At 41.3% G+C, this 23,347-nt stretch carries 19 protein-coding genes; 4 read left to right on the forward strand and 15 right to left on the reverse strand.

All coding sequences use genetic code 11. The features are described 5' to 3' along the window. Window positions 1–80: 80 nt before the first annotated feature. Window positions 81–1,268: a THUMP domain-containing class I SAM-dependent RNA methyltransferase gene (locus BMY70_RS20755; protein WP_090338192.1), complete on the reverse strand. Its 1,188-nt coding sequence runs from the start codon at window positions 1,266–1,268 to the stop codon at window positions 81–83. 200 nt (window positions 1,269–1,468) lie between these two features. Between BMY70_RS20755 and BMY70_RS20760 the strand changes: the two genes are divergently transcribed. Next, a complete protein-coding gene (locus BMY70_RS20760) occupies window positions 1,469–2,047 on the forward strand; it encodes an O-methyltransferase (protein WP_090338193.1) in 579 nt (192 codons plus the stop codon). A gap of 72 nt (window positions 2,048–2,119) precedes the next feature. Here the strand turns inward: BMY70_RS20760 and BMY70_RS20765 are convergent, their stop codons facing one another. The 3 genes from BMY70_RS20765 to surE form a co-directional block, all read right to left on the reverse strand. Further along, window positions 2,120–4,441 (reverse strand): DUF7133 domain-containing protein, encoded by a 2,322-nt coding sequence (locus BMY70_RS20765; protein WP_090338194.1) that lies wholly within the window; start codon window positions 4,439–4,441, stop codon window positions 2,120–2,122. 92 nt (window positions 4,442–4,533) lie between these two features. Continuing rightward, window positions 4,534–5,835: an MFS transporter gene (locus BMY70_RS20770; RefSeq protein ID WP_090338195.1), complete on the reverse strand. Its 1,302-nt coding sequence runs from the start codon at window positions 5,833–5,835 to the stop codon at window positions 4,534–4,536. Between the two features lie 247 nt (window positions 5,836–6,082). Further along, the gene (gene surE, locus BMY70_RS20775) at window positions 6,083–6,820 is read right to left on the reverse strand and encodes a 5'/3'-nucleotidase SurE (RefSeq protein WP_090338196.1); all 738 of its coding nucleotides are present in this window, start codon (window positions 6,818–6,820) and stop codon (window positions 6,083–6,085) included. A gap of 83 nt (window positions 6,821–6,903) precedes the next feature. Here surE and BMY70_RS20780 point away from each other — a divergent pair, with 83 nt between their 5' ends. Then, window positions 6,904–7,803, forward strand: a complete 900-nt coding sequence (locus BMY70_RS20780; protein WP_090338197.1) for a diacylglycerol/lipid kinase family protein — start codon at window positions 6,904–6,906, stop codon at window positions 7,801–7,803. A gap of 61 nt (window positions 7,804–7,864) precedes the next feature. On the opposite strand, the gene BMY70_RS20785 is transcribed toward BMY70_RS20780, so the two are convergent. Together BMY70_RS20785 and BMY70_RS20790 are read right to left on the reverse strand one after the other, a co-directional pair. After that, window positions 7,865–8,434, reverse strand: coding sequence for a helix-turn-helix domain-containing protein (locus BMY70_RS20785; RefSeq protein WP_090338198.1), 570 nt, complete (start codon window positions 8,432–8,434; stop codon window positions 7,865–7,867). A 146-nt stretch (window positions 8,435–8,580) separates the two neighbouring features. Then, entirely contained in the window at window positions 8,581–9,273 is a 693-nt protein-coding gene (locus BMY70_RS20790) for an SGNH/GDSL hydrolase family protein (RefSeq protein WP_229209713.1), read from the reverse strand. A gap of 312 nt (window positions 9,274–9,585) precedes the next feature. Between BMY70_RS20790 and BMY70_RS20795 the strand changes: the two genes are divergently transcribed. Next, window positions 9,586–11,163 carry a glycoside hydrolase family 32 protein gene (locus BMY70_RS20795; RefSeq protein ID WP_090338199.1) on the forward strand — a complete coding sequence of 526 codons (1,578 nt, stop codon included), beginning with the start codon at window positions 9,586–9,588 and terminating at the stop codon, window positions 11,161–11,163. 61 nt (window positions 11,164–11,224) lie between these two features. Here BMY70_RS20795 and BMY70_RS20800 read toward each other — a convergent pair whose 3' ends face one another. Both BMY70_RS20800 and BMY70_RS20805 read right to left on the reverse strand, forming a co-directional pair. Then, on the reverse strand, window positions 11,225–11,776 hold the full coding sequence (locus tag BMY70_RS20800) for a DUF2911 domain-containing protein (protein ID WP_090338200.1): 552 nt from the start codon (window positions 11,774–11,776) through the stop codon (window positions 11,225–11,227). Between the two features lie 55 nt (window positions 11,777–11,831). Continuing rightward, window positions 11,832–12,296, reverse strand: a complete 465-nt coding sequence (locus BMY70_RS20805; protein WP_090338201.1) for a nuclear transport factor 2 family protein — start codon at window positions 12,294–12,296, stop codon at window positions 11,832–11,834. Window positions 12,297–12,534: 238 nt separating this feature from the next. On the opposite strand from BMY70_RS20805, the gene BMY70_RS20810 reads away from it, so the two are divergent. Further along, a complete protein-coding gene (locus BMY70_RS20810; RefSeq protein WP_090338202.1) occupies window positions 12,535–13,269 on the forward strand; it encodes a proteasome-type protease in 735 nt (244 codons plus the stop codon). Window positions 13,270–13,344: 75 nt separating this feature from the next. On the opposite strand, the gene BMY70_RS20815 is transcribed toward BMY70_RS20810, so the two are convergent. From BMY70_RS20815 to pdxA, 7 genes are all read right to left on the reverse strand, one after another. Continuing rightward, window positions 13,345–14,730 (reverse strand): M28 family peptidase, encoded by a 1,386-nt coding sequence (locus BMY70_RS20815; protein ID WP_177197084.1) that lies wholly within the window; start codon window positions 14,728–14,730, stop codon window positions 13,345–13,347. A 48-nt stretch (window positions 14,731–14,778) separates the two neighbouring features. Next, window positions 14,779–17,103 carry an efflux RND transporter permease subunit gene (locus BMY70_RS20820; RefSeq protein ID WP_090338346.1) on the reverse strand — a complete coding sequence of 775 codons (2,325 nt, stop codon included), beginning with the start codon at window positions 17,101–17,103 and terminating at the stop codon, window positions 14,779–14,781. A gap of 175 nt (window positions 17,104–17,278) precedes the next feature. After that, window positions 17,279–18,463, reverse strand: a complete 1,185-nt coding sequence (locus tag BMY70_RS20825; protein WP_090338204.1) for a class I SAM-dependent methyltransferase — start codon at window positions 18,461–18,463, stop codon at window positions 17,279–17,281. 118 nt (window positions 18,464–18,581) lie between these two features. Next, window positions 18,582–20,372 (reverse strand): tetratricopeptide repeat-containing sensor histidine kinase, encoded by a 1,791-nt coding sequence (locus tag BMY70_RS20830; RefSeq protein WP_177197085.1) that lies wholly within the window; start codon window positions 20,370–20,372, stop codon window positions 18,582–18,584. 188 nt (window positions 20,373–20,560) lie between these two features. Next, entirely contained in the window at window positions 20,561–21,187 is a 627-nt protein-coding gene (locus tag BMY70_RS20835) for a DNA-3-methyladenine glycosylase (protein ID WP_090338206.1), read from the reverse strand. After that, window positions 21,188–22,075, reverse strand: coding sequence for a YicC/YloC family endoribonuclease (locus BMY70_RS20840; protein WP_090338207.1), 888 nt, complete (start codon window positions 22,073–22,075; stop codon window positions 21,188–21,190). A gap of 78 nt (window positions 22,076–22,153) precedes the next feature. Then, on the reverse strand, window positions 22,154–23,260 hold the full coding sequence (gene pdxA / locus BMY70_RS20845; RefSeq protein WP_090338208.1) for a 4-hydroxythreonine-4-phosphate dehydrogenase PdxA: 1,107 nt from the start codon (window positions 23,258–23,260) through the stop codon (window positions 22,154–22,156). Window positions 23,261–23,347 lie beyond the last annotated feature (87 nt).

The raw sequence follows: 23,347 nt of genomic DNA on the forward strand, positions 1-23,347 counted from the left end.
AAACAAAAACTATGAAGTTTCTGATTGTTTCAAAACTTCATAGTAACGAACCGTTCTGTAGAATAATGTGTGACGACTACTTATATTGATTCAGGAGCGGTGTTTTTCACTGCACGCGTTCCTTCGTATAGTTCATATTCAAGCAACCGGCAGTCGATCGTACTTGTGTAGAATTCAATTCGGCGTTTTGCTTTAAGGCCAATTTTTTTGGCAAGATCAAGGTTACCAGTGAAGACATACCCGAAATAACCTTTGCATTTCTGTTTCATGAAATCTCCGATACGTGCATAAGTTTCTTCCAGTTCATCAATATCACCCAGTCTGTCTCCGTATTCAGGGTTTACAAAGAAAACACCTTTCGCACCCTCAGGAACTTCGGTATCAGCAAAATCGCAAACGCCGAATTCAATCATATCGGCTACGCCAGCTGCTATTGCATTTTTCCTGGCATTGTTGACAGCGAGTTCACTTAAATCGGTAGCAAGGATTCGAAGACCAGGAACTTCCGCGATCTGATCTTCAAGTTTATACATTTCGTTGTAATAAATTTCCTTGTCATAACCCTGAATATGCATAAAAGCAAAATTGTCGCGGAATAAGCCCGGACGGGTATTGCTGGCAATTAAGGCAGCCTCGATTGCAAGTGTTCCGGAACCGCACATCGGGTTGACAAACGGAGATTTTTTATCCCACTGACTGGCAAGAATAGTTGCGGAAGCCAGCGCTTCAAGCATCGGAGCACGTCCCGGAATCTTACGGTAACCATGACGCGCCAGGGAATCGCCTGACGTGTCCATAAAAATTTCCGCATTTTCATGTTTCCAGAAAAGATGTACAACGGCACCTGTCAGTTCCGAACCAGTTGATGGTCGGGTACCGCGTTTTTCTCTTAAACGGTCCACAACGGCGTCCTTCACGCGTAAATTCGCAAACATCCCGTTGTTAATCGTTGGATGCTGAACATTGCTGGTCACTGAAAAATAACCTGGATCCGGAAGTATATTTTCCCATTCCATTTTCAGTAAGTGATTGTAAACTTCATCAGGATTATTCGCTTGAAATTTTTCAAGACTGTATAACACCTGGCTGGCGCAATACAAATTCAGGTTAAGGATAATGCAGTCGTTTAAGGTGCCGTTCACCCGCACACCGGTAACAAAAGCTTCTTCAATTTTGAATCCGAGATCCTTCACTTCCTGTTCCAGATAAGGCGCAAGACGTTTGTTACAGGTAATGATAATCGAAGATTCGGTAGTATATAATGACATAAAAATGTGGTGCAATGCAAAAGTAAAGTCGCAAAGGTAACGCTTCGTGATGGAGTATTAATGCGTTTTTGTTAAATGTTTAGTTTCAAGTTTTGCAGTTTAGTGAGTTAAACTATTGTAATATTTCAATTTGCAATGATCAGTTATATGATTTCAGTAATTTTTTATCTATTTTTCCATCTGAACGAAACATTCTTCTGATGACACAGGAAATTAACAATCCTTTACCGAGTGCTTACGAGGCTATTGACCTGGCTACCAAAGCTTCGGGTTTTAATATGGCGTCTGATATTCAGACTTGTTCACTTTTAAAAACGCTGGCGGCTTCAAAACCATCCGGAAAATTTCTGGAACTCGGAACTGGCACAGGATTGTCTACTTCATGGATTCTGTCGGGAATGGATAGAAATTCCTCGCTAATATCAATCGATAATGACGAGAAGTTTCTGGACATTGCAGACCGGTATTTGTCTCAGGATTCGCGTCTCGCGCTTGTACTTGCGGATGGGGAAGAATGGGTTGAAAATAATCTGGAAATGAAATTTGATTACATTTTCGCTGATACCTGGCATGGGAAATATTTACTGCTGGACGAGGTTTTGGAAATGTTGAACAAAGGCGGAATTTATATAATCGATGATATGATGCCGCAGCCGAACTGGCCGGAAGGACATGACCAGAAAGCAAAAAATCTTATCAAAGATCTGGAAGCGCGTAAAGATCTGGTACTAACCAAACAGGTTTGGGCAACGGGGATAGTCATTGCTGTAAAACTGTAAACCCTAATAAAACCAAAAAGCCTGAGTTGGAATTTAATTCCATTCTCAGGCTTCTTCGTTATATTTTTAAAATTACATTCCGTTCAGCTCTTCGACGGTAAAAGCTTTTTGGCGATTGGTCAATTTTTTTCTTGTTGATGCAACCTCCTCCGTGCTTATTTTATCGCCGTTATTTCTCCATGATTTTCGAATAAAAGTAAGTAGCTGCGCTACGTCTTCACTTGGCATATCTTTGTCGTACCCGATTCCTGGCATATCGCCGCTTACTTCCGGCGTTTTGTAAATGTGCCCGTTAACTTTTACCGGACCGGTGAGACCGAACAGAACAATTGAAATCAACTTGTTTTTATCACCCGTTACCCATTCCGACTGATTCAGAGGAGGCCCCAGCGATTTAACGCCATTGCCATCCGGTCCGTGACAAGTCTGACAAACAGTATTGAACAATGCTGCTCCTTTCGGATATTCTTTCAATAAAACTTTCGGGTCGCGGTTTGCTCTTGCATTGGCTGCCTGTGCAATAATTTTGCCGAGTTGTTTTTGAATCAGCGCATTAGAATCAGGTAGTGAGGCTGTCAGTTCATTTTTGAAAATGTCTTCGTTATCCTGCAAGTTACTGATCACTGCATCCGCCACATATTTGTTGCCCGGATATTTTTTAGCAACACTTACCAAAAGATTATTTGCCGCGGCTTTATCAAAGGGCTTAACAGAATTTGCCAGAAAAGCAATATAGGGAGCGCTCAGTGTGTCATTTTGCGTAACCATCTGGCTCAATGCTGAGGAATATTGCTTAACAGTCTGCTCGTTTATAACGGAAGGTAAAACTGCCAGTGCTTCCATCCGGATTGGCCATGAAGATTGTTTTAGCAATGCCAAGACCTCATCTGTTTTTAAGGCATCCAACCCCTCCAGCGTCCAAAGTGCATGAATCGCAAGCAATTGATTTGTAGTTTGTTTTGCTGCATTTTCCAGTGCCGGAATTGCCTGTTTCATTTTTCCGTCAACCAGTGCTTGTTGAGCGTAGTCGCGGATCCAGCCATTTTTATTACTTAATAATTTCACCAAACCATCAGCATCTGTTGCCAGAGCCGGTGCTTTCGGATCGGTATTTTTTGGAACGACTTTATATATTCTTCCGGCTGAGAGAGGCTGTGTTAAGTCCCTTTTGTCAATTTGTCCTTTCAGATAAGGCGTCAGATATGTTTTATGCTGAATAATTCCCCTGTACATGTCAACGATATACATCGCTCCATCGGGTGCATTATACAGGCTTACCGGACGGAAACGCTCGTCTGTACTGGCCAGAAATTCTTTTCCTTTATACGCCTGCTCGCCCTTAACTACATATCCCTGATCATTTAAAATATTACGTTTGATCAGGTTTGCAGAGGGTTCCGCGACAAAAACATTGGATTCATATGCACTTCCAAATATATCTCCACGGTAGACAAGTGGGCTACACGCAGCAGTGAAATCTACCAGTCGCAGACTGTCATCTACCACACCTTTCATATAGGCCCGGTTAACCCCGGGAGTGGGACGGATTGGATATACCTTATTATTAGCGACTGATTTTTCATTAAAACCAGCTACATAGCGCTGATTTTTATTTGTTGCTCCAAGCCCGGGCATAAAGAAATCACTCAGAACGTTTTGAGAATTGTTATTATAGTAAAGTCTTCCATAATTATCTTGTGAAATTCCCCACTGTCCGCGGAAATGAGTTTGTTCGATCAGCCATTTATCACCTTTCCGACGATAACGTTTGCTTGATTTGGCATTGTAAATCCAGTTATCCATCGCGCGCAGCAAGCCGTTTGGCTGATGCTCAACATTTCCGCCTTCGGTATATTTATCGTCAACCAGCGTCTTACTGACAGGCTTGTCATTTTTAATTTCATAAAACCACAGATTTGTCGGCTCGCCGATCAACACTCCATTTTCGATCAGGCAAAGTGCTCGTGGTAAAACCAGAGAATCCAGGAAAACTTTGCGGTCGTCCATTACGCCGTCTCTGTTTTTGTCTTCAAGAATTACAATTTTCCCATTCGGCACATCTTCGCCGGTACCCACCGTGTCGGGCATATATCCCGTCATTTCAATCACCCACATTCGCCCTTTGTTATCAAAAGAAAAAGCAACGGGCGTACTGATCAGTGGTTCGGAAGCTACAAGTTTTATCGCAAAGCCGTCTTCAATCCTGATTTTTTTCATGGATTGCTCAGCGGTAAGAAAGGGCGACTTACTGAAATCTGTTTGTTCAGGTTCAGTTTTCGGAACTTCCGTGGTAGAAGTTGCCGACAGTGATGTTCCGCTTTGCTTGTTTGACTTGCAGTAAAACAAAGTTCCGGCAAGTGCGATCAGCAAAATGGGATAACGTAACTTTTTCATTTTTAAGGTTATACAGTTAATGGGGCAACGCAGATTCTTACAAATAATCTGCCATGGTATAATAATACGTATATTTTTCAGGATTAGTATAACTACAAGTCCCTCAGCGCTTCCTCAACAGGAGTCATCTTCTTAGTCAGTAGTTGAATACATGTCCATGCAATGAAATAAGTGCACCCGCAGATGATAAAAAGGATATTATAACCTGCACCAATATTTCCTGCAGCTTTATAATAATCCAGTAAAGCACCTACTAGAAGCGGGAACAGCGTCGAACCCATCGAACCTACAAATCCACCCATACCTACCACAGAACTTACGGCGCGCTTCGGGAATAAATCCGAAACGATTGTGAAAATATTCGAGCTCCATGCCTGATGCGCCGCCGCCGCAACACTGATAATCCCGACAGCAACCCAGACATTGGTCGCAAATTGTGCAAGCATGATTGGTAAAACAGCAAACGCAACAATTAACAACGTAATTTTTCTGGCGCGTAACGGTGCCCAGCCTTTTTTAATAAGATAGGACGACAGGTATCCGCCCCCGATACTTCCAAATGTTGTTGCGGTGTAAACGACAACCAAATGGATACTAGGTTTTTTTAGATCAAGAGAAAACGTGGTTGCGAAGTAGGATGGGAGCCAGAAAAGGAAAAACCACCAGATTGGATCGGTGAGAAATTTCCCGATTATGAAAACCCAGGTCTGTTTTAATTTTAATAAAGAGATCCACTTGATAGGCTTGTCCGTGGCGGAAGTATCTGCTTCATTATCACTGTGGATATACTCAAATTCTGCTACCGATAATCTTTTCTGACGAGAAGGAATTTCATATAAAAACCACCAGAAAATCAGCCAGACAAAACCAAATGCGCCTGTGATAATAAAAGCCATCTGCCATCCATAGGTTCCCAAAAGCCAGGGTACAATAATAGGTGCGGCAACAGCTCCGATGCTGGTTCCCGAATTGAAGATCCCGGTTGCCAGTGCGCGTTCCTTTTTAGGAAACCATTCTGCAACGGATTTAACCGCCGCCGGAAAATTTCCTGCTTCTCCCAATCCTAAAACCGCTCGGGCAGCTCCGAAACCAAAAGTACTTTTCACGAAAGCGTGGGCGATCGCGGCAATACTCCATATAATGATCGATACAGAATAACCCAGTTTCGAACCTATTTTGTCAATGAAATTTCCAAAAATAATGTAGCCAAAAGCATAACATCCGGCGAAGACAGTAACAATATTGGCATAATCCGATTCCGTCCAGTTAAATTCAACTTCAAGGGTTGGTTTGAGATAACCAAGTATCTGGCGGTCAACGTAATTAATGGTAGTTGCAAAGAAAAGGAGGGCGCAAATAACCCAACGGTAATTACCGGTTTTGGTGTTGTCCATAGCGAAAAATGACTGTATTTACTGGAATTAAGGGTTTTGGGATAATTATCTTCTTTGGAAGTAAGACGGTGAAATCTAATTTCTACCCCTTATTGATTCCGCAAACGTTTTCGCTGCCGAGATAAAATTTGCTGAAAATCAAAAAACCTATCACCGGAATTCGAGATTCCAGGGATAGGTTTTACATATCGACAATAAAATTTAAGCTATTGTAAGATAAATATTGTCGATAACAATGTCGTATTATTTACGCTATTGGGTATTTCAGTTGTGCTTTTACCAATTCAGCTTCATTCGTCAAATCAAGCCTTAACGGAGTTATCGAAACAAAATCATTTTCAATAGCCCAACGATCTGACCCTTCTTCAGCTGCCTCCAGAGGCACCACCGTGAACCAATAGCTTTTCCTTCCCATCGGATCCAGTGCCGGAACGATTTTATTATCATATAGCCTTACCGATTGCCTCGTCCAGCGTACACCTTTCGGGTTCTTTGGGAAATTTACATTAATCAGATTAAGATCAGGATTTTTGAGCAAAATATCCAGCGCCTTCTCAACGAATGGGTCAAGTAAATCAAAGTCTGGTTCCACATCACCCACGGGCGTACTTAAAGCGATGCCCTTCATTCCAAAAAGAACGGCCTGTTTGGCTGCGGCTAATGTTCCCGAGTGCCACATCGCATTCCCCAGGTTTGGCCCCATGTTGATACCGGATAATACCACATCTGTTTTTTCCCAAAGATGCTGCCCAAGGGCAACACAGTCAGCAGGCGTACCATTTACACGGTATGCGTCGATACCTTCAAAAACAATGGGGGATTTCTTATAGGAAAGGGGACGCGATGCCGTAATGGCATGACCCATAGAGGATTGTTCGATGTCGGGCGCTACAACCCTTACCTCGCCAAAGCGGGAAGCAATCTTTGCAAGGGCTGCAATTCCCGGGCTATATATTCCGTCGTCATTTGTTACCAGGATTCTCATAAGCGTATGATTTTTTCTTTCTGCCTTAAAAAAATGGTGCCTGGTATATTTTTATTAGGATTGTTTTAACTTAAATCTATGCTATGAAACGTGCTCAGCTATTACATAATCCGCGTGCCGGAGAAAAAGATTTTTCGAAGAAAGAGCTTACAAAGCTCATAGAAGCCGAAGGTTTTGATGTTGCTTATTCGTCAGTGAAGAAAGATGGCTGGGATGATTTTGACGACAAGACTGATTTCCTTGTGGTTGCGGGCGGCGATGGAACGGTTCGTCGTGCCGCTAAAGCGCTCGTAAACAGAAAAGTGCTGGATAAACAATTTCCAATAGCACTGCTTCCTCACGGGACAGCTAATAACGTAGCGACGACCCTCAATATTTCTGGCGAGGTTTCTGACATCATCCGGTCCTGGCATAAAGCTAATAAGAAGAAATTTGATGTCGGAAAGGTTCTCGGCCTGGATGAAGATGTTTTTTTTCTCGAAGGATTTGGTTTCGGTATTTTTCCAAAACTGATGAAAGTCATGAAGAAAATGGAAGATCAGGTGAATGAGAACAGGGATGAAAAAATAAAAACAGCCAGAGCTGTTTTATACGATGTGGTATTATCATATGAACCGCGTCAGTGTAAAATTATCGCTGATGACGTAGACCATTCCGGAAAGTATATTCTGGTAGAGATTATGAATACAACTTCAATCGGGCCAAATCTTGGGTTATCGAATTCCGGAGATCCGGGTGATGGTGAATTCGAGGTCGTGCTGATTTCAGAGGGTCATCAGAAAAAATTTGAAGAATTTCTGCTAAGCAGGATTAACGGAAAAGAAGATAATTATTCTTTTTCAACACTAAAAGCAAAAAAAATCGAGGTTTCCTGGGAGGGGAAAGATGTACATGCAGATGACGAGATTCTCAAAATTGAGAAAGCAACCGCAGTATCAATAGAAATACAACCAGGAGTTTTAGAGTTTCTGGTTTCAGAATAAATTTTAACCCATCAGCGTGAAATTAAGATTTCTGCTGATGGGGCAAAGATGAGAGAAAGCGCTATTTTTGATGGAAGAAATAAACTATTAACATATGGCAGCTTTCCTGGTACTTATTTTTTGGAACGTGTGGTAATCTGCCATCAAAAAATAATGAATCTCCGGCGCTCAGACTGTAAATATCTCCGTTGATCAGATAATCAACCTGTCCGCTTAAAATATATTTAAATTCAAAGGCTTCCGTATAAACTTCTTCGCGGTGAGAATCCGGCAATAACTCCAAAAGAACAAAATCAATTGTGGTTGCCTGAAGGCTTTTGGTAAAAATCCGCTGATAGTTGAAACCCTTGGTATTTTCCTTTTCAAAACTTTCATAATCATCCCTTTTTTGAAGGATAATTGTTGGTTCAATGAGATTAAGATCCTTGAAGAAATCGCCTACATCCATTTCCAGCGACTGGATAATGCTGAACATTACTGGCAATGAAGGTATGCTCCGGCCGTTTTCGATCTGTGAAATCAGACCTTTACTGACGCTTGATTTATCGGCCAGTTCCTGCAAGGTCAGTTTTTTTTCAATCCTTTTTTCTTTAATTCTCCGGCTAACTTCAAGTAAAAATGCACCTTCCATATGATGTCGTTATTTCTCTGGATTCATGATATAGTTGCCAAAGTTAAAGTCTTCCGGCATTTACGCATTAATTATTTTAATACTTCACATAAAGGTAATTCTATATGAACACTCCGTCCCGAGAAAATCCTTCTGATTAGTACCTGTTAAAATAATTTTTTTACTTCTGGACTTGCTTCATCCACCCAAAGTTGATGCATTTTTCCTGAATAATGAAGACCATCTGTCGCCACAAGAGAGATGTCTGTCAGTGCTTTTTTTGAAGTCGGCGTTATGTCAATAAAAAGAATTTTTGCCTTGGCGCACTCTTCCTTTGCCACTTCATTATATTGATCAATTTCTTTCCCGATCAATTCTCTACCACTTGAACCAGCAGGAGTACTGCCCCAGTCCGGTATGGATAATACAAAAACCCTGTTGTTTTTTCCGCCGGCAAAGCTTATGCTTTTCTGCAGTAATTTGACAAATTCTGAACGGTATTGCTGCAAGCCTAAATTTTGATACTGATTATTCACGCCAATGAGAAGGGACACCAGATCATACGGTTTTTCTGAGTTTACCGCACTTATATTACTGAGAAGATTAGCCGTTGTCCAGCCAGTTTTAGCGATAATATCTGGCTGAGCTATTTTTAGACCATTCGCACTTATAGTTTTTGAAAAAAGTACAGGCCATCTTTCCGCCTCGGTAACGCTTTCCCCGATCGTATAGGAGTCTCCGAGAGCAAGATAAGTCAAACCATTTTTTGTGTCAGGATCTGTATTTATTATTTTTTCATCATCCTTCATACAAGCGATGCAGGAACAGATGAAAAGGATAAAAACGAGATGAAGTTTCATAGTTTGTTATGTTTTTGCCGCGTTCGCAGCGGATTTCTTTTTTCTATATACCTGAATTTTCAGGATTTGGATTGAAACCTGGCGTGCAAATTGCATATTTATCTGTTTATGATTTATGGTTCAACCGGATCGGATTTTTTACAGCAACTTCCTTTTATTACTAAACAGTTGTTTAAAAAAATGATTTTATCAACAATTTGCAGCTTGAAAGGCAATAAAAAGCCAGGCACTGTTATTTAATACATTTATAATTAATCGAAAATTGATTAACTAAAAAACAAATTAAAACCCTGCTTAAACAGAACGGTAATTATGACCATATTCAGATCAATATTGACAATCACACTGGCTTCTGTGTTGTGCCAATTCGTGGATATAACTAAAGTAAGGGCACAAGCGGTAGACTCAACAAGCGAAATTACTTACAGGCCGATCTATCATTTTTCCCCGCCTCAAAACTGGACGAATGATCCGAACGGACTGGTTTACTATGGAGACAAGTATCATATGTTTTACCAATACAATCCCGAAGGCGATACCTGGGGGCATATGTCGTGGGGGCATGCAACGAGCAAAGACATGATGAAATGGGAACATCAGCCGATAGCCTTGCAGGACTACCAGAACGGGGACGGCACCAGCACGATGTTTTTCAGTGGAACCGCTGTTGTCGACAAAAACAATACTTCAGGCCTTGGCAAGAATGATGGGGAAATCCCGTTAGTCGCGATTTACACGGCACATATTGATAGTGCAGGAAAGGGGATTTCTCAAAGCCAGAGTCTGGCGTATAGCCTCGATGGACAACATTTTACAAGATATGATCATAATCCTCTGATCAATTTACGAACGACAGATTTTCGTGATCCCAAGGTTTTCTGGCGTGAGGAATCCAAGCAATGGATTATGATTGTTGCGCAGCCGCTCGATTACCGCCTGCAATTTTACGGATCGTCGGACTTGAAAAAATGGAATTTGCTGAGTGAATTTGGAGATAAATTGGGTGACAAAAGTAAAATATGGGAATGCCCGGATATTTTTGAGCTGCCCGTTGAGAACGAGGCTGGTGTCAGTAAATGGATTATTACATTATCAGGCGGACATCCTCAGCAAAACGGAAACCTTGGGATGCAATACTTCATCGGGAGCTTTGACGGAAAAACGTTCATAGCTGATCCATTGCCTTATCCGTTGTATCTGGATAATGGTAAGGATTTTTATGCGGGAATTATCTTTAATGATCTTCCAGAAACCGATAAGAGAAAGATTATGATCGCCTGGGAAAATAGTTGGGAATATGCAGCTGCGACTCCGTCCCAGGGCTTTCGCGGGCAAATGGCAGTTCCGCGTGAGCTGACACTTTACAAAAATGAGAAAGGTGAGTACCGGATTAAATCATTTCCGGTGCGTGAAGTAAATAATTACCGCGGAAATCTTCTGGCGACGCAGAATTCGGTTGCTGTTACGGGAAGTAAATTACTGAATTCAGTTACCGGAAATGCGCTGGACATCGAATTCGTGATAAAACGAAGCTCCGCGGAGCAAGCGGGTATCAAGTTGTTAAAACACGGGGAGAATCAAACACTGGTTTATTTCAATAAAATTGACAACACGCTTAAAATCGACAGGACTAAAAGTGGAAACGTGAGTTTCAGTCCTAAATTTCCAAGTATTGAGTCAGTCCCGCTCCCGGATGATGGAGGAGATATTGCTATCAGGATTTTGATAGATAATAATAGCGTGGAAGTTTTTGCAAATCGTGGCAAACAGGTACTTACAGATCTAGTATTTCCGGTGTCAGATAAGGTAAGTTATGAGTTGTTTTCAACGGAAGTAGCGACGACTTTTAAAGATCTAAATGTCTGGGAGATGAAATCGTCAATGGAATAAAAATGTATCAGCTAAAAACGGGTTTGTTGCAGATTCATCTGTAACAAACCCGTTTTAGATATCAAAATGTAATCGGCACGGATACTACGGTGTTTTCCCAACCAAAATTCATTACGGCTCCGGCGCCTTCTTTTGCAAATTGAAGCGAAAAGTTTTCAAGTACTGTATCTGATTTTTTAGCTGGGGCTTTTACGCGCAATACGTCATTTTCCTCTTTGTATTTATAAGCGCCCCAAAAATCAACATCCTTATTCAGAATAATAGTCCATTCTGTCTCACCAGGAATAGCAAACAAAGAATAGATACCTGCTTTAACTTTTTTCCCACCGAAAGTAGCGTCCTGATAAAACTTGATTTCAGGAGACTCGTCTGCACCCATACGCCAGACTTTTCCGAACGGAACAAGTTTTCCGATCACTTCACGGTTATTTTTTGCAGGACGGCTGTAAGTCACTTTGACAAGGGCTTTTTCGTCACCTTTTCGGTCATGGGCGAAATTGTCAGGATAGTAGGCAATGTCCGTCGGACTTTTATCAAGTCCTCTGAAAGTCTGGGCATTTGCAGAAAGTGCTCCTATGAATAACATAGAAGAAAGTAAAATTGCTTTTTTCATTTTTCTTTTAGTAATAGATTGGGGAATAGTAACCAGATTATCTGTAAAATTTCAATTACTTTTTATTCATAAAATTAGCCAGGCTTTCCATCGCTGTTGTCTGCACTTTATTTTTGAAATAAGGCGTCCAGCCGAGCAGAAGTCCGGTGAAGCCAAAGGCCTGTTTCGCCCAGACATAAAAATCAAAAGTATCCGTATGGCCAATTATCTTGCCATTTTCGATCTCAAATCTGGCATGAACATTATTGACAACCATTTTGCCGGTTCGCGAAAAAAGATAGGAGGCTGTCCACTCTGCGGTTGCGCCACCGTTTGTTTCAGAGATATTCCCAAAGGTTAATTTCAATTCTTTGCCTGTTTTACAAAGCATTTCCCACATCGCTTTTACCTCATTGCTGTCAAGATTCTTAAAGGCTTCGTCATTAAAAACGGCCTCATCTGCATAACATTCCTGCATTCCCTGGTAATCTTTTTTCTGAAAACAGGTATAAAAGGTAGTGATCAATTCTTGATTAGACATTCGGGAAGTAGGTTATTGTAGCTGGAAAATCTGCCAGGCAAAAGCCGATTAAAGCCGTTTTTCCCATAAATGTACAAAACCCGGGCACAAACCCTAGTCAAGCCTGTTATATTAATTATTCGATAAACCTTAAAGCAGACTTTTGATTTGTTATTTTTGCGGGGAATTGATTTATTGCGAAATGGGAGGGATTATTTCGAACACAAATCCTTCCATTACTTAAAGTTGACACAGAATTATGACTTATTGCTTAGGTATCAAAGTAAAAGAGGGATTGGTTGCGATCGCGGATACACGCATCACCGCTGGCACCAATACGACTACAAAAAAGAAAATGTACATTGCTCAAAAAGATAATTATTCACTTTTCATCATGACAAGCGGACTACGCTCTGTAAGGGATAAGGCGGTGCATTATTTCGAGGAATTGATTGATGAGGGAGTTGTCTATAATAAGCTATATAAGGCTGTAAATGCCTTCGGAGAGCAGGTGAAAAGGGTTGCCGTTGAGGATAAGGAGGCATTGGAAAGAGCCGGACTTAAATTTAACCTGAATACAATTGTGGGCGGGCAACTGAAAGACGACGCCGAACATAAGTTATTTTTGCTTTATTCAGAGGGCAATTGGGTGGAACTGGATGAAGGTTCGCCTTATGTGATCATTGGAAATTCGGGGCAGGGAAAGGCTATTTTAAATCGCGTTCTGGCAGACGATTCTAGTATGAAACAGGCCTTGAAAGCAGGTTTTCTGTCATTTGATTCTACTCGGGTCAGTAATAATGATGTAGAATTCCCTATTGACGTGGTGCTGTACAAAAAAGACAGTTTTGCCATTGTGGAACATCGTTATGAGAAAAAGGATATGGAAAAAGTATCAGAGCTCTGGGCACAAAAGCTGAAAGAAGATCTGGACGAAATCCCGGAAGACTGGATGGATGTTTCGTTTGATAAGATTAAAGAGAAACAGGATTGAAAATTTGGGTGAAAATAAAAGAGCAGGCCGGAATCAATTGATTCCGGCCTGCTCTTTTATTTGGTTTTACTTATGTTATTCTACTCCATATTTATCAACTAAATACATCATCGCCGCCATTGCAGCACCGCCAAGTTCAAGTTCGCGTTTGCTGACCTTATCGAATGTATCGTTTGATGCGTGATGATAATCAAAGTAACGCTGAGAATCTGGAATCAAGCCTAATAATACGGTTCCTTGCTGAGCCAGCGGGCCAATATCCGCGCCGCCACCACCAGGGCCGATTTCATGGATTCCATAGGCTGCGAACAATTTACTCCAGGCAGCAATTTTTGCTTTCTGGGCAGCCGTTCCTACAACCCCAAAACCGAGCGGCGTAAATCCGCCGCGGTCAGATTCAATCGCGGCAATATGTTTTTCATTTTTCGATTTAGCTGAATCTGCATAAGCAACACCGCCTTTCAAGCCGTTTTCTTCGTTCATATACATCACTGCGCGCAATGTATTTTTAGGTTTATACCCCACATCTTTCAGCAAACGAACAGCTTCCATCGCCTGAACACAACCAGAGCCGTCATCATGCGCACCCTGGGCAAAATCCCACGAATCGAGATGGCCTCCGACAACAATATATTGAGCCGGATTTTGAGATCCTTTCAATTCGCCGATCACGTTATGGGAAGGAGCGTCTGAGAGCGTTTCTGAAAATTGCTCGAAGAAAATTTCAGTGTCTGGATTTTCTTTAACCATTTTGCTTAGAAGTTCAGCGCCATTAGTGCTTATGGCAGCTGCCGGAATGATAGGAGCGCCGCTGGCATAACGCATGCTTCCGGTATGAGGGATATCATCCAGCCTGGTAGTCATAGAGCGAACGATCGCTCCGACAGCGCCAAGTTTCGCGGCTTCGCTGGGTCCTGAACCTCGCTGATCAACTGCTCCTCCGTAAGCCTCAAAAGTATTGAGCTTGGTCGGGTCCATCGGACGATTGAAGAATACAATCTTGCCTTTAACTTTTTCCGTTCCTAAAGCGCGAAGTTCCTGAAAGTTTTTTACTTCTATAACTTTCGCTTTTGTTCCGCCTTTTGGAGTGGCAACTGATCCTCCGAGCGCTGCAATCGGAACATTGATTTTTTGTTTTCCGGAAACAATGTAAGCTTTTTCCTTTGCACCGCGCACCCAATGAGGGACCATTACGTTTTGCAGAAACACGTTGTCAAATTTCGCATTGACCATCGCATCTTTGGTGTACTCCACCGCCTTTGCAGCTCCTTCAGAACCACTTAATCTTGGACCGACTTTCTGGGTAAGATCACGGAGCCATTCATAGGAACGGCCATCGCTCAGAGCGGAATTGAAAATCTGGCGGATGAAAATTGAATCAGCCTGATAATCGGTTTGAGCATATGTCATGCCCGTTGAGCCAAACGCCAACAGGGCGATGGAAAGGAAGGTTTTTCTCATTATTTTCGTTTATAGGAGTGTTTTTGTTCAGCGCAAAGCTATCAAAAATCAAACTGGTTTTTCACCTTTTTTCTGCCATTTTGAAATAGTCAGAAGTAAAGCAGGCAACAAAATGAGATTTGTACACATCGCAACCAATAACGTGATCGAAACCATAACACCCATAGCAGCGGTACCTCCAAAACTTGACGCTGAGAAAATAGAGAAACCGCAGAAAAGAATTACCGCAGTATAGATCATACTAAGTCCCGTTCCGAAAATAGAATTCGTAACAGCCTGAGAAGCATTCAAACCTTTTTCATATAGCTCCTGGCGATATCTTGTCAGGAAATAAACAGTCCCGTCCGAGGCTATACCGAATGTGATACTGAAGATAAGAATTGTTGTAGGCTTGAAATAAATTCCGAAATATCCCATGATACCCGCTGTCAGGGCAAGCGGAATCAGACACGGCAATTTTGACAAAAGAATGATTGGAATTGAACGGAAAAGAACCATTCCAACGATCGCGATCAGCACGATAGCGATGAGCAAACTTTCGTATAAATTACCCAGGAGATAATCATTACTTTTCAGGAACACAAGGCTGTGTCCTGTCAAACTCACCTTGTATTTAGCAGGATTGAATATGGAATCAACTTTTGGACGTATCTGGCTCATCAAAACTTTAATGCGTTCGGAACCGATATCGGCCATTTGGAAACTTACCCGGGTTACACTTTTGTCTTCATTCAGAAAGGAATTGATTTGCTTCGACGCGCCTGTTTCCTGGCCCTGAACAAAATTCGTCAGTTTGGATAATTCCAACACGCCCGGTAATGCATAATATTTTGAGTCTCCCCCGCGATATGCCTGATATAAAAACTTGGAAGCTTCAACAACAGATACAGGTTTGGAAAATTCTTCATACTTCGCCAGCTCATTTTGCAGCGCTTTGATTTTATATAACGCAATTGCCTGATCCCCGAAAACTCCATTTTTTTCTTTGGTATTGATCATCACTTCAAAAGGCAGCACACCATGGAAGTTTTTCTCCAGAAAGCGCAGATCAGTGTAAACAGGATCGTTTTTTGGAAGATCGTCAACCACATATCCGATCGCTTTAATTTTCGTCATTCCATAGGCGGAAACGATGATCATGATCACCATGGCGATGTAGATTTCCCTGCGACGGTTATGAACCAGATAATTTACTTTTGAAAGGAACCCAAATGCCCACTTTCCATCCAAATGTTTTAGATGCCTTGGCTTAGGCGTGTCCATGTAATACAATGTAATTGGCAAAAGAAGCAGGCAAAGTACATAGGTCACCATAACGCTGATAGCTGCCACAATACCGAATTCTACCAAAAGGGAACTATTAGTAAAATAAAAGACCCCAAAACCAATGGCTGTCGTGATATTTGCAAGAAAAGTCGACAACCCGATCTGCCGCACCATTTCCAGAATAGCGTCGTTTTTGCTTCGGTTTGCTTTTAATTCACCCTGGTATTTGTTAATAAAAAATACACAGTTAGGTACTCCAATAACAATGAGAAGCGGAGGGATAAGCCCTGTAAGCGCAGTGATTTTATAGCCGAAGAGCTGTAAAAGACCGACCGAGAAAACCACGCCGATAAGAACGACTACAATCGAAAGAAGTGTAAGCCGGAAAGATCTGAAAAATGCCCAGAGGATAAACAGCGTTACCAGAACAGCAAGTCCCATGAAAAGCTCCATCTCTCCGGAGATCTTTTTCATGTTGACCGTTCTGATATATGGCATACCGGAATAATGAAGGTCAGTTTTATATTTGATGGCAAATTCCTCAGCCATCGCTTCTATATCACTTACGATGGTAAGACGGCGCTTGGAGTTAAGTGATTTATCGTTAAAGGTGATAACGATAAGTGTGGCGTTTGTTTTGGAATTCAGTACCAGACCTTCGTAGAAGCGAAGGTTCAGAATTTCCTTCTTTAAACTATCGACCTCTGTTTGTGTTGTTGGGATATCGCGAATAACGGGAGTGAAATCGAAGCGTTGAAGGCTGTCATTTCTAACTACTTTCTGGAGATTTGCAAGTGATAATACATTTTTGATACCTGCTGTATTTTTGATCTGCTGCGAAAGCTTGCACCAGTCCTGAAATTTGTCTACTTCAAAAAGACCGGGATCCTGCCATCCGATCACCATTACACTACCATCTTCTCCAAAAAGTTTCCTGAAATCCTGGTATTCTTTTTCAACGGGGTCGTCGGAGGGAAGAATGCGGGCAAACTGATAAGAAAGCTCAATTTTGCTTGCCTCGTAAGCCATAAAGACCGTAGAGACCAATACGAATGCAACCCACCAAAGCCGGTAGCGGATTATGTAAGTTGCTAATTTATTCCACATATTTAAATCGGTAGGTTTTCTGCAAAAAGCTGCAAATATACGCAGCATGTTTAGGAAATGGTCGGTTTGAAACGTTTTATCGTCAATTAAAGACCGTTTTTAAAGTTTTTGAGGGCTCGTTAACGAGTTAAATTCCTTTAAGACAATTACTAATGTAAATTCCCGTGCCACTCTGTCAAATTCCGAGAATTCTTTCCAAATGATGATACTCAATGCCAAAATAAGCCTTGGCATCTTTTATTTTTTTCAAAAGAACAGCCTTGTCAGGCTTTGATTTATTATTTTTTATCCCAACAATCATAACATTTTTCGGTGTGTGCGCATCAGAGATAAATTCAAATACCTTGGTTTTATAACCCGAGTATTCTAGAATCATCGCCCGTATGCCATCGGTTACCATTTCAGCCTGGCGCTCCAGAAATATGCCGTATTTTGTAAGAAAATCGACGTCGTTATGCGCCTTATGTTTTTCGATCTCACGTCGAATCTGTTTATGGCAGCAAGGTGCAACAACGATAAGTTCTGCCTCTGCTTTAATCCCTTTATAAATGGCGTCATCTGTGGCCGTGTCGCAAGCGTGAAGTGCGATCAATATATCCGTACCCATGCTGTCGTAGGATTCTATCGTTCCTTCTACAAAATTAAGTGTAGAAAAAGAAGCATTTTTTGCGATCGAATTACAAAGAGTTACAAGATCTTCCCTGAATTCAACACCGATCACGTTGGCTTCAAGCTTTAAAACATTTTGAAGATAATCATATAAAGCAAAGGTCAGGTATCCTTTTCCTGAACCCATATCCACTACTTTGAGCGAATTCTTAGCGGGGATTTCCTTGATCAGTGAACTAAGTATTTCAACGTAATGATTGATCTGCCTGTATTTGTCCTGTGCATTTTTGAAAACATTTCCCTCAGTATCTGTTATTTTCAGCTCTGTCAAATAACCCTTTTCATTCGCAGTGATCAGTCGTTTTTTATTTTTATCATGATCAAGCGAGGGAATGGCTTTGGACGCAGGATTTTTCTTTTTAAGGATAATTTTGCCGTTGTTCTGAATTTCAAAAAGGAGATCAAAATCAGTTGAAAACAGCGTCGCCACTTTAAAACCGACGCTCAGATAATCCTGAATAAGCTTAATACCTTCTTCAAAAGAATAGTTTTTAACAATATCCCGGGTTTTGTAGCGGTAAGTGAAGCTTAATTTTTCCTCCTTCTTGATTAATATTCTTTTGGCGTAAAGATTTTTGAGATTTTCTTCGGAGCCTTTGTAGTTACCAAGCGATATGCTGACGAAAGTTTGATTGGAAATTGTTTGTGCAAGTGTGGTCACAAACTCTTGCACTTTTTCGGAAATATTCATTAGATCGGTTTATGTTTCACCCTTTAAACCTAACGCAGTGAATAGCAATACAGTTTACGGCGCGAAGATTTATTTGTCTTGTATACTTTTGGACTAAAAAATATGAATCAAAAAGAGCCTATTTAATACCTGGCTTGGGAATTTCAATTTCAATTTTTGTACCTGGATTTTCCTCTGTCGAAATCTTGATTTTTCCCATAAGACTTTGAACCCGGCTTTTAACATTTCCAAGGCCGACGCCATGACTTGACTTACTTTTCATTCCGGAGCCGTTGTCGATAATAGAAAGATTAATCGTTTTCATATTTTCTTCCAGATTAATACTTGCGGTGTCTGCCTGTGAATGTTTCAGAATGTTATTTGTCAACTCCAGTACGATGCTATATAGTTCAAATTCAACTTTTTTACTCATTCTGTTTTCCAGGCCGCTGATATTAAAAGTAAAATGTATGGAATTGTTTTCATTCAGTTTGCCTACTAACCTATGAAGCGCCATAACCAGCCCGTGCTCTTCCAATTCCATGGGCATCAGGTTATGAGACAAACTCCGTACTTCCCGGTACGCTGCGCCGACCATTTGATGCACACTGTTGTATGTTTTTTGTTCTTCTTCGGATAAAAGCTTTTTATCCATTCCGTATAGATACCAGTTTAGAGATGCCAGTGTCCCGCCAAGATGGTCGTGCAATTCAGCCGCCACGCGCTTTCTTTCAATTGTTTGTCCCTGTATCAATGCTTCTTTAATTGCAGCATTTTTCTGGCGAAGCTTTTTATTATTTAGCCAAAGAAAAGCCGCAAATCCCACAATCAAGCATGAAAATCCAACCAGGAATCTTTGTATTGTTGTTTGTTCACCGATGATTTTTTGCTGTATCTCCGAATCCATCTGCTGATTTTCATAGATCAGCTTATACATATTGTACTCTCGGGCAATGCGCTCAATATGTCGGGTCCTTCGGATATAATCGACTTTTTCCAGGTAAAAAAGAGCCGTTTCAATATCATTTTTTGCCTTATAGGACTTATATAAACAAATAAGTGCCCAGTTTGTTTGCCGCGAAGATTTATAAAGGTGAGAAAGTTCCAGCGCTTCTTTTTCAGTTTTTATCGCATTATCGAAATCATTTTTCAAAAAATAAATATTCCCTATGTCATTAAGGCCATTAAGAATCCCATAGCGGTTATTCATTTTTCGAAATATATCCAGCGCCTCATTTACATTATCTTCGGCATTGTCTAGTTCGTCTTTTCTCACATAGAGGTAGCCACGGTTTTGTAATGTACTTGCCATTCCCCATTGTGAGCCTATTTTTTTATACGCAAAAAATGCCTGGTCATAATATCGCAAAGCCTCAGGATACTCCAGTTTTTCACGATAAAAATTTCCCAGTGTTTCGAGAGAAACAGCCTTCAAACTATCCTGGCGAAGCTCGGTGTAAATCTCAATTGCACTTTGAAGATTGGCTTTTGCAGCCTCAAACTGTTTGTACTCTGCACTTGCTTCGGCTAAAAACCTTTTCGCATTTGCCGTGTAAAGCGGCATCTCAGTTTTTTTGGATAGAATCAGTATTTCGTTCGAAACTTCACGGAGGATATCATAGCTGCCATCAATCACATAATAGTTGCTCATAAGATCGTAGGCCATCATTTTGCCTTTGTTCCATTGATGTTTTTGGGCGATCCTTAAAATTTGCTGTGAGTATAACAGCGATTTTTCGGCATCATAATAGAGATTGGCAAGTGCTAGATTATAATATTTTTTGATAAGAATGGTGTCGGCAGGAAAAGTCTTGTCATGCTTCGAAGCGGCCAGATCATTTTCAGCACGTGCGGTTTCAGCAAAGCCAGCAGGAATTCCTTTCAGGAAAAAGTAGAAAGTAAGAAATATTATTGTGTAAAATTTAGCCATAGAAATATTCAGCATGTATGGCAAGACACGAGGTTAGACCATTATAATAAATTGCTGGATTCAATAAAACGCTGAGTATTTTTTACTAGGCCTCAAAGATAGATAATGAAAATGCAAAATGGCAAAATGTAGCAATATCTTTTGCCATTTTTGTAGAATAAATTTTGGATAGAATTCGATGTAGCCAACTATTTGCTAACAAATCGATTATTTTTGACCGTATATCGGTAAAGAAGGTCTGCGCCTTGCGTAATGCCGATTCGCTTGGAAATTTCGATCTCAAAATGGCCAAGGATTTGAGGACGAATGTATAAACTGCTCGTATCCAGAGATTGCGCGTTATGGATTGACCTGTCTATCCCCATCGCCTGAACGAGTTTTCCCGGGCCTTTGCATAATTCCCGGAGTGCGACAGGTTTCGGCACAAAACCAGGTAATAAATTTTTTCTACTAAACCGACGGCGCATTTCCATCAGCTCGATACCTTCCGTCGGTTGCAGCGCTCTTATCAATACAGCTTCTGCGCAGCCATCCTCTCTACTTACAATGTTGACGCATTGATACATTCCGTAGATAAGATAAACGTAAATTGTTCCGGCTGCGGAATACATAGGTTCTGTCCTCGCAGTGCGTTTCCGGTATGCATGGCAGGCAGGATCATCCTGCAAATAAGCCTCCGTTTCAACAATAATCCCGCTGGTCAAACCTTCGGGACTATTGTGAACGAGTTCACAGCCAAGTAATTTCTGGGCTAGTGTACGGGTGTCGTAAGCTTCGTAAAAGGAGAGGGGCAACCGATTTTCCTCCGATATCATTTAGATAATGTTCATGGTTTGCTCTTTGATCTTTTCCAGTTCGTCTTTCATCTGAACAACCAGACGCTGGATTCCTGAGTCGTTTGCTTTCGAGCCAATGGTATTGATCTCACGGCCAATTTCCTGTGCAATGAAGTTTAGTTTTTTACCATTGCTTTCAGGAGATTGAAGTGTCTCGTTGAAATAGTTCAGGTGATTTTCCAAACGAATTTTTTCTTCTGAAATATCAAATTTTTCAATATAATAGATCAACTCCTGCTCGAAGCGGTTTGGATCGAAGTTATCATCTGACAATAAATCCCGCACCTGCTTTTCCAATCGCTCGCGGACGGCGGGAATCCGTAATTTGTCCTGTTCTTTTACACCTTCAAGCAGCGAAGTGATTGTTCCGATGTAATCAACAAATTTATCAGCGGTCATTTTTCCTTCCTGCTCGCGGAAAATTGTACATTTTCTCAGGGCTTCATTAACTGCTTCTTTGATTTGCGACCAGTCGTTCTCACGATTTGTTTCACTTACAGATTCAGTATTATAAGCATTTGGAAGTTGTAAAGCCATTCTTAACAATTCTGTCGAATCGCCTGAAAAGCCCAGGTCATTGGCCGTTTCCGCTAGATCTGAAAAATAAGCTTTCACCAACGGACGATTCACCGCAGTTGTTGCGATCGCTTTTCCAACCGGTTGAACCGTTAGAGAAACCTCAACTTTTCCGCGTTCCAGCGACTGCGTTACAAGGTTGCGGATTTCTATTTCGCGTTCTGAATAGTTTCTCGGAACCCGGCAGTATATATCTAAAAACTTGGAATTCAGTGTTTTAATTTCAACAGTGACGTTGATCGATTCGGATTCGATGTTTGCTACACCGTAGCCGGTCATAGATCTAAGCATGTAGGGGCTTTTTTATTAAATATGAAGAATTATAAATTAAGAATACGCCATTGAAGGTATTTCTACTTATTTATTAATTCAATTATTATGTCTTGGTTTCCCTGATTTGGCGGGGTGCTGACTTTCGGACTGCTGAGGTTTTCCAACGAGTGCATTTTTATCGATGGCCTGGCTTTCTGTTCTGTATTTTGAAACATCACAGGCCAGATAAATTGCCTGTAAAAGTGAACCCGGTTCTGCCTGATTTTTTCCAGCGATATTATATGCCGTTCCATGATCGGGAGAAGTCCTCACTGCGGAAAGGCCTGCCGTAAAATTAACTCCTTCGTTGAAAGCCAAAGTTTTGAAAGGGATAAGTCCCTGATCATGATACATGGCCAAAACCGCATCATACTGCTTATAAGTTCCTGCTGCGAAGAATCCATCCGCCGGAAAAGGCCCAAATACGAGGTTTCCTTTTTCTTTAAAGGTTTTCAATACCGGGTTTATCACGTCGATTTCTTCACTTCCCAGGAGGCCATTTTCCCCGGCATGAGGATTCAGGCCTAAAACTGCAAGTCTCGGTTTTTTGATACCAAAATCACCTTTAAGCGATTGAAGCATTTGTTCGATTTTAGCAGTTAACTTTTCAGCTGTTACCTGAGCTGCCACCTGGTTTACAGGAATATGCCCGGATAGGACACCTACACGTAAATCGCCAGAAACCATGAACATCAAACCTTCCTGTGCTCCAAAGGCTTCTGCCAGGTATTCGGTATGCCCCGGAAACTTGAATTCGGCACTTTGGATATTGTCCTTATTAATCGGCCCTGTCACGATTGCGTGAATTTTCCCCGCTTTCAAATCGTCAACGGCTCTTTTCAAAGAAGATAAAGAAGCCTGCCCAGCTTCAGGCGTAATCTTCCCTGGTTGAATTTCCGTTTGATGATCATGCCAGCAGGTAATGACATTCGTAAGTTTATGATTAGCCTGTTCGGGGCGCTGAATACCGTGCAAAGTCCAGTCTTTCATTTCTAAAAGATTGCGGTATTGATTCAAAACGCGAAGAGAACCGTATACGATTGGTGTGCATAATTTAGCTAACTGATTACCTTCCAGTGCTTTCAGGATTACTTCCGGCCCGATGCCGTTGTAATCGCCCAGTGAAATTCCGATCAGGGGTTTATCTATTGATAGTTCACTCATTTAATTGATATAGTATTGATTGTTATTTCTCACTTTTTGAAATTACTTCGCAAGGTACTGATATTAATAATTTTGTCCCGGTTTAGG

Origin of the sequence: Dyadobacter koreensis, assembly GCF_900108855.1 — a bacterium.
In the GTDB taxonomy this organism is placed as follows: Bacteria; Bacteroidota; Bacteroidia; order Cytophagales; family Spirosomataceae; genus Dyadobacter; species Dyadobacter koreensis.

Coding starts and splice junctions, on each gene's coding strand:
- BMY70_RS20770 (WP_090338195.1), bottom strand. CDS start 5,835: ATGGACAACACCAAAACCGGTAATTACCGTTGGGTTATTTGCGCCCTC.
- BMY70_RS20785 (WP_090338198.1), bottom strand. CDS start 8,434: ATGGAAGGTGCATTTTTACTTGAAGTTAGCCGGAGAATTAAAGAAAAA.
- BMY70_RS20840 (WP_090338207.1), bottom strand. CDS start 22,075: ATGCTTAGATCTATGACCGGCTACGGTGTAGCAAACATCGAATCCGAA.
- BMY70_RS20835 (WP_090338206.1), bottom strand. CDS start 21,187: ATGATATCGGAGGAAAATCGGTTGCCCCTCTCCTTTTACGAAGCTTAC.
- BMY70_RS20790 (WP_229209713.1), bottom strand. CDS start 9,273: ATGAAACTTCATCTCGTTTTTATCCTTTTCATCTGTTCCTGCATCGCT.
- BMY70_RS20765 (WP_090338194.1), bottom strand. CDS start 4,441: ATGAAAAAGTTACGTTATCCCATTTTGCTGATCGCACTTGCCGGAACT.
- BMY70_RS20825 (WP_090338204.1), bottom strand. CDS start 18,463: ATGAATATTTCCGAAAAAGTGCAAGAGTTTGTGACCACACTTGCACAA.
- pdxA (WP_090338208.1), bottom strand. CDS start 23,260: ATGAGTGAACTATCAATAGATAAACCCCTGATCGGAATTTCACTGGGC.
- BMY70_RS20780 (WP_090338197.1), top strand. CDS start 6,904: ATGAAACGTGCTCAGCTATTACATAATCCGCGTGCCGGAGAAAAAGAT.
- surE (WP_090338196.1), bottom strand. CDS start 6,820: ATGAGAATCCTGGTAACAAATGACGACGGAATATATAGCCCGGGAATT.
- BMY70_RS20815 (WP_177197084.1), bottom strand. CDS start 14,730: ATGAGAAAAACCTTCCTTTCCATCGCCCTGTTGGCGTTTGGCTCAACG.
- BMY70_RS20755 (WP_090338192.1), bottom strand. CDS start 1,268: ATGTCATTATATACTACCGAATCTTCGATTATCATTACCTGTAACAAA.
- BMY70_RS20760 (WP_090338193.1), top strand. CDS start 1,469: ATGACACAGGAAATTAACAATCCTTTACCGAGTGCTTACGAGGCTATT.
- BMY70_RS20820 (WP_090338346.1), bottom strand. CDS start 17,103: ATGTGGAATAAATTAGCAACTTACATAATCCGCTACCGGCTTTGGTGG.
- BMY70_RS20830 (WP_177197085.1), bottom strand. CDS start 20,372: ATGGCTAAATTTTACACAATAATATTTCTTACTTTCTACTTTTTCCTG.
- BMY70_RS20805 (WP_090338201.1), bottom strand. CDS start 12,296: ATGTCTAATCAAGAATTGATCACTACCTTTTATACCTGTTTTCAGAAA.
- BMY70_RS20800 (WP_090338200.1), bottom strand. CDS start 11,776: ATGAAAAAAGCAATTTTACTTTCTTCTATGTTATTCATAGGAGCACTT.
- BMY70_RS20795 (WP_090338199.1), top strand. CDS start 9,586: ATGACCATATTCAGATCAATATTGACAATCACACTGGCTTCTGTGTTG.
- BMY70_RS20810 (WP_090338202.1), top strand. CDS start 12,535: ATGACTTATTGCTTAGGTATCAAAGTAAAAGAGGGATTGGTTGCGATC.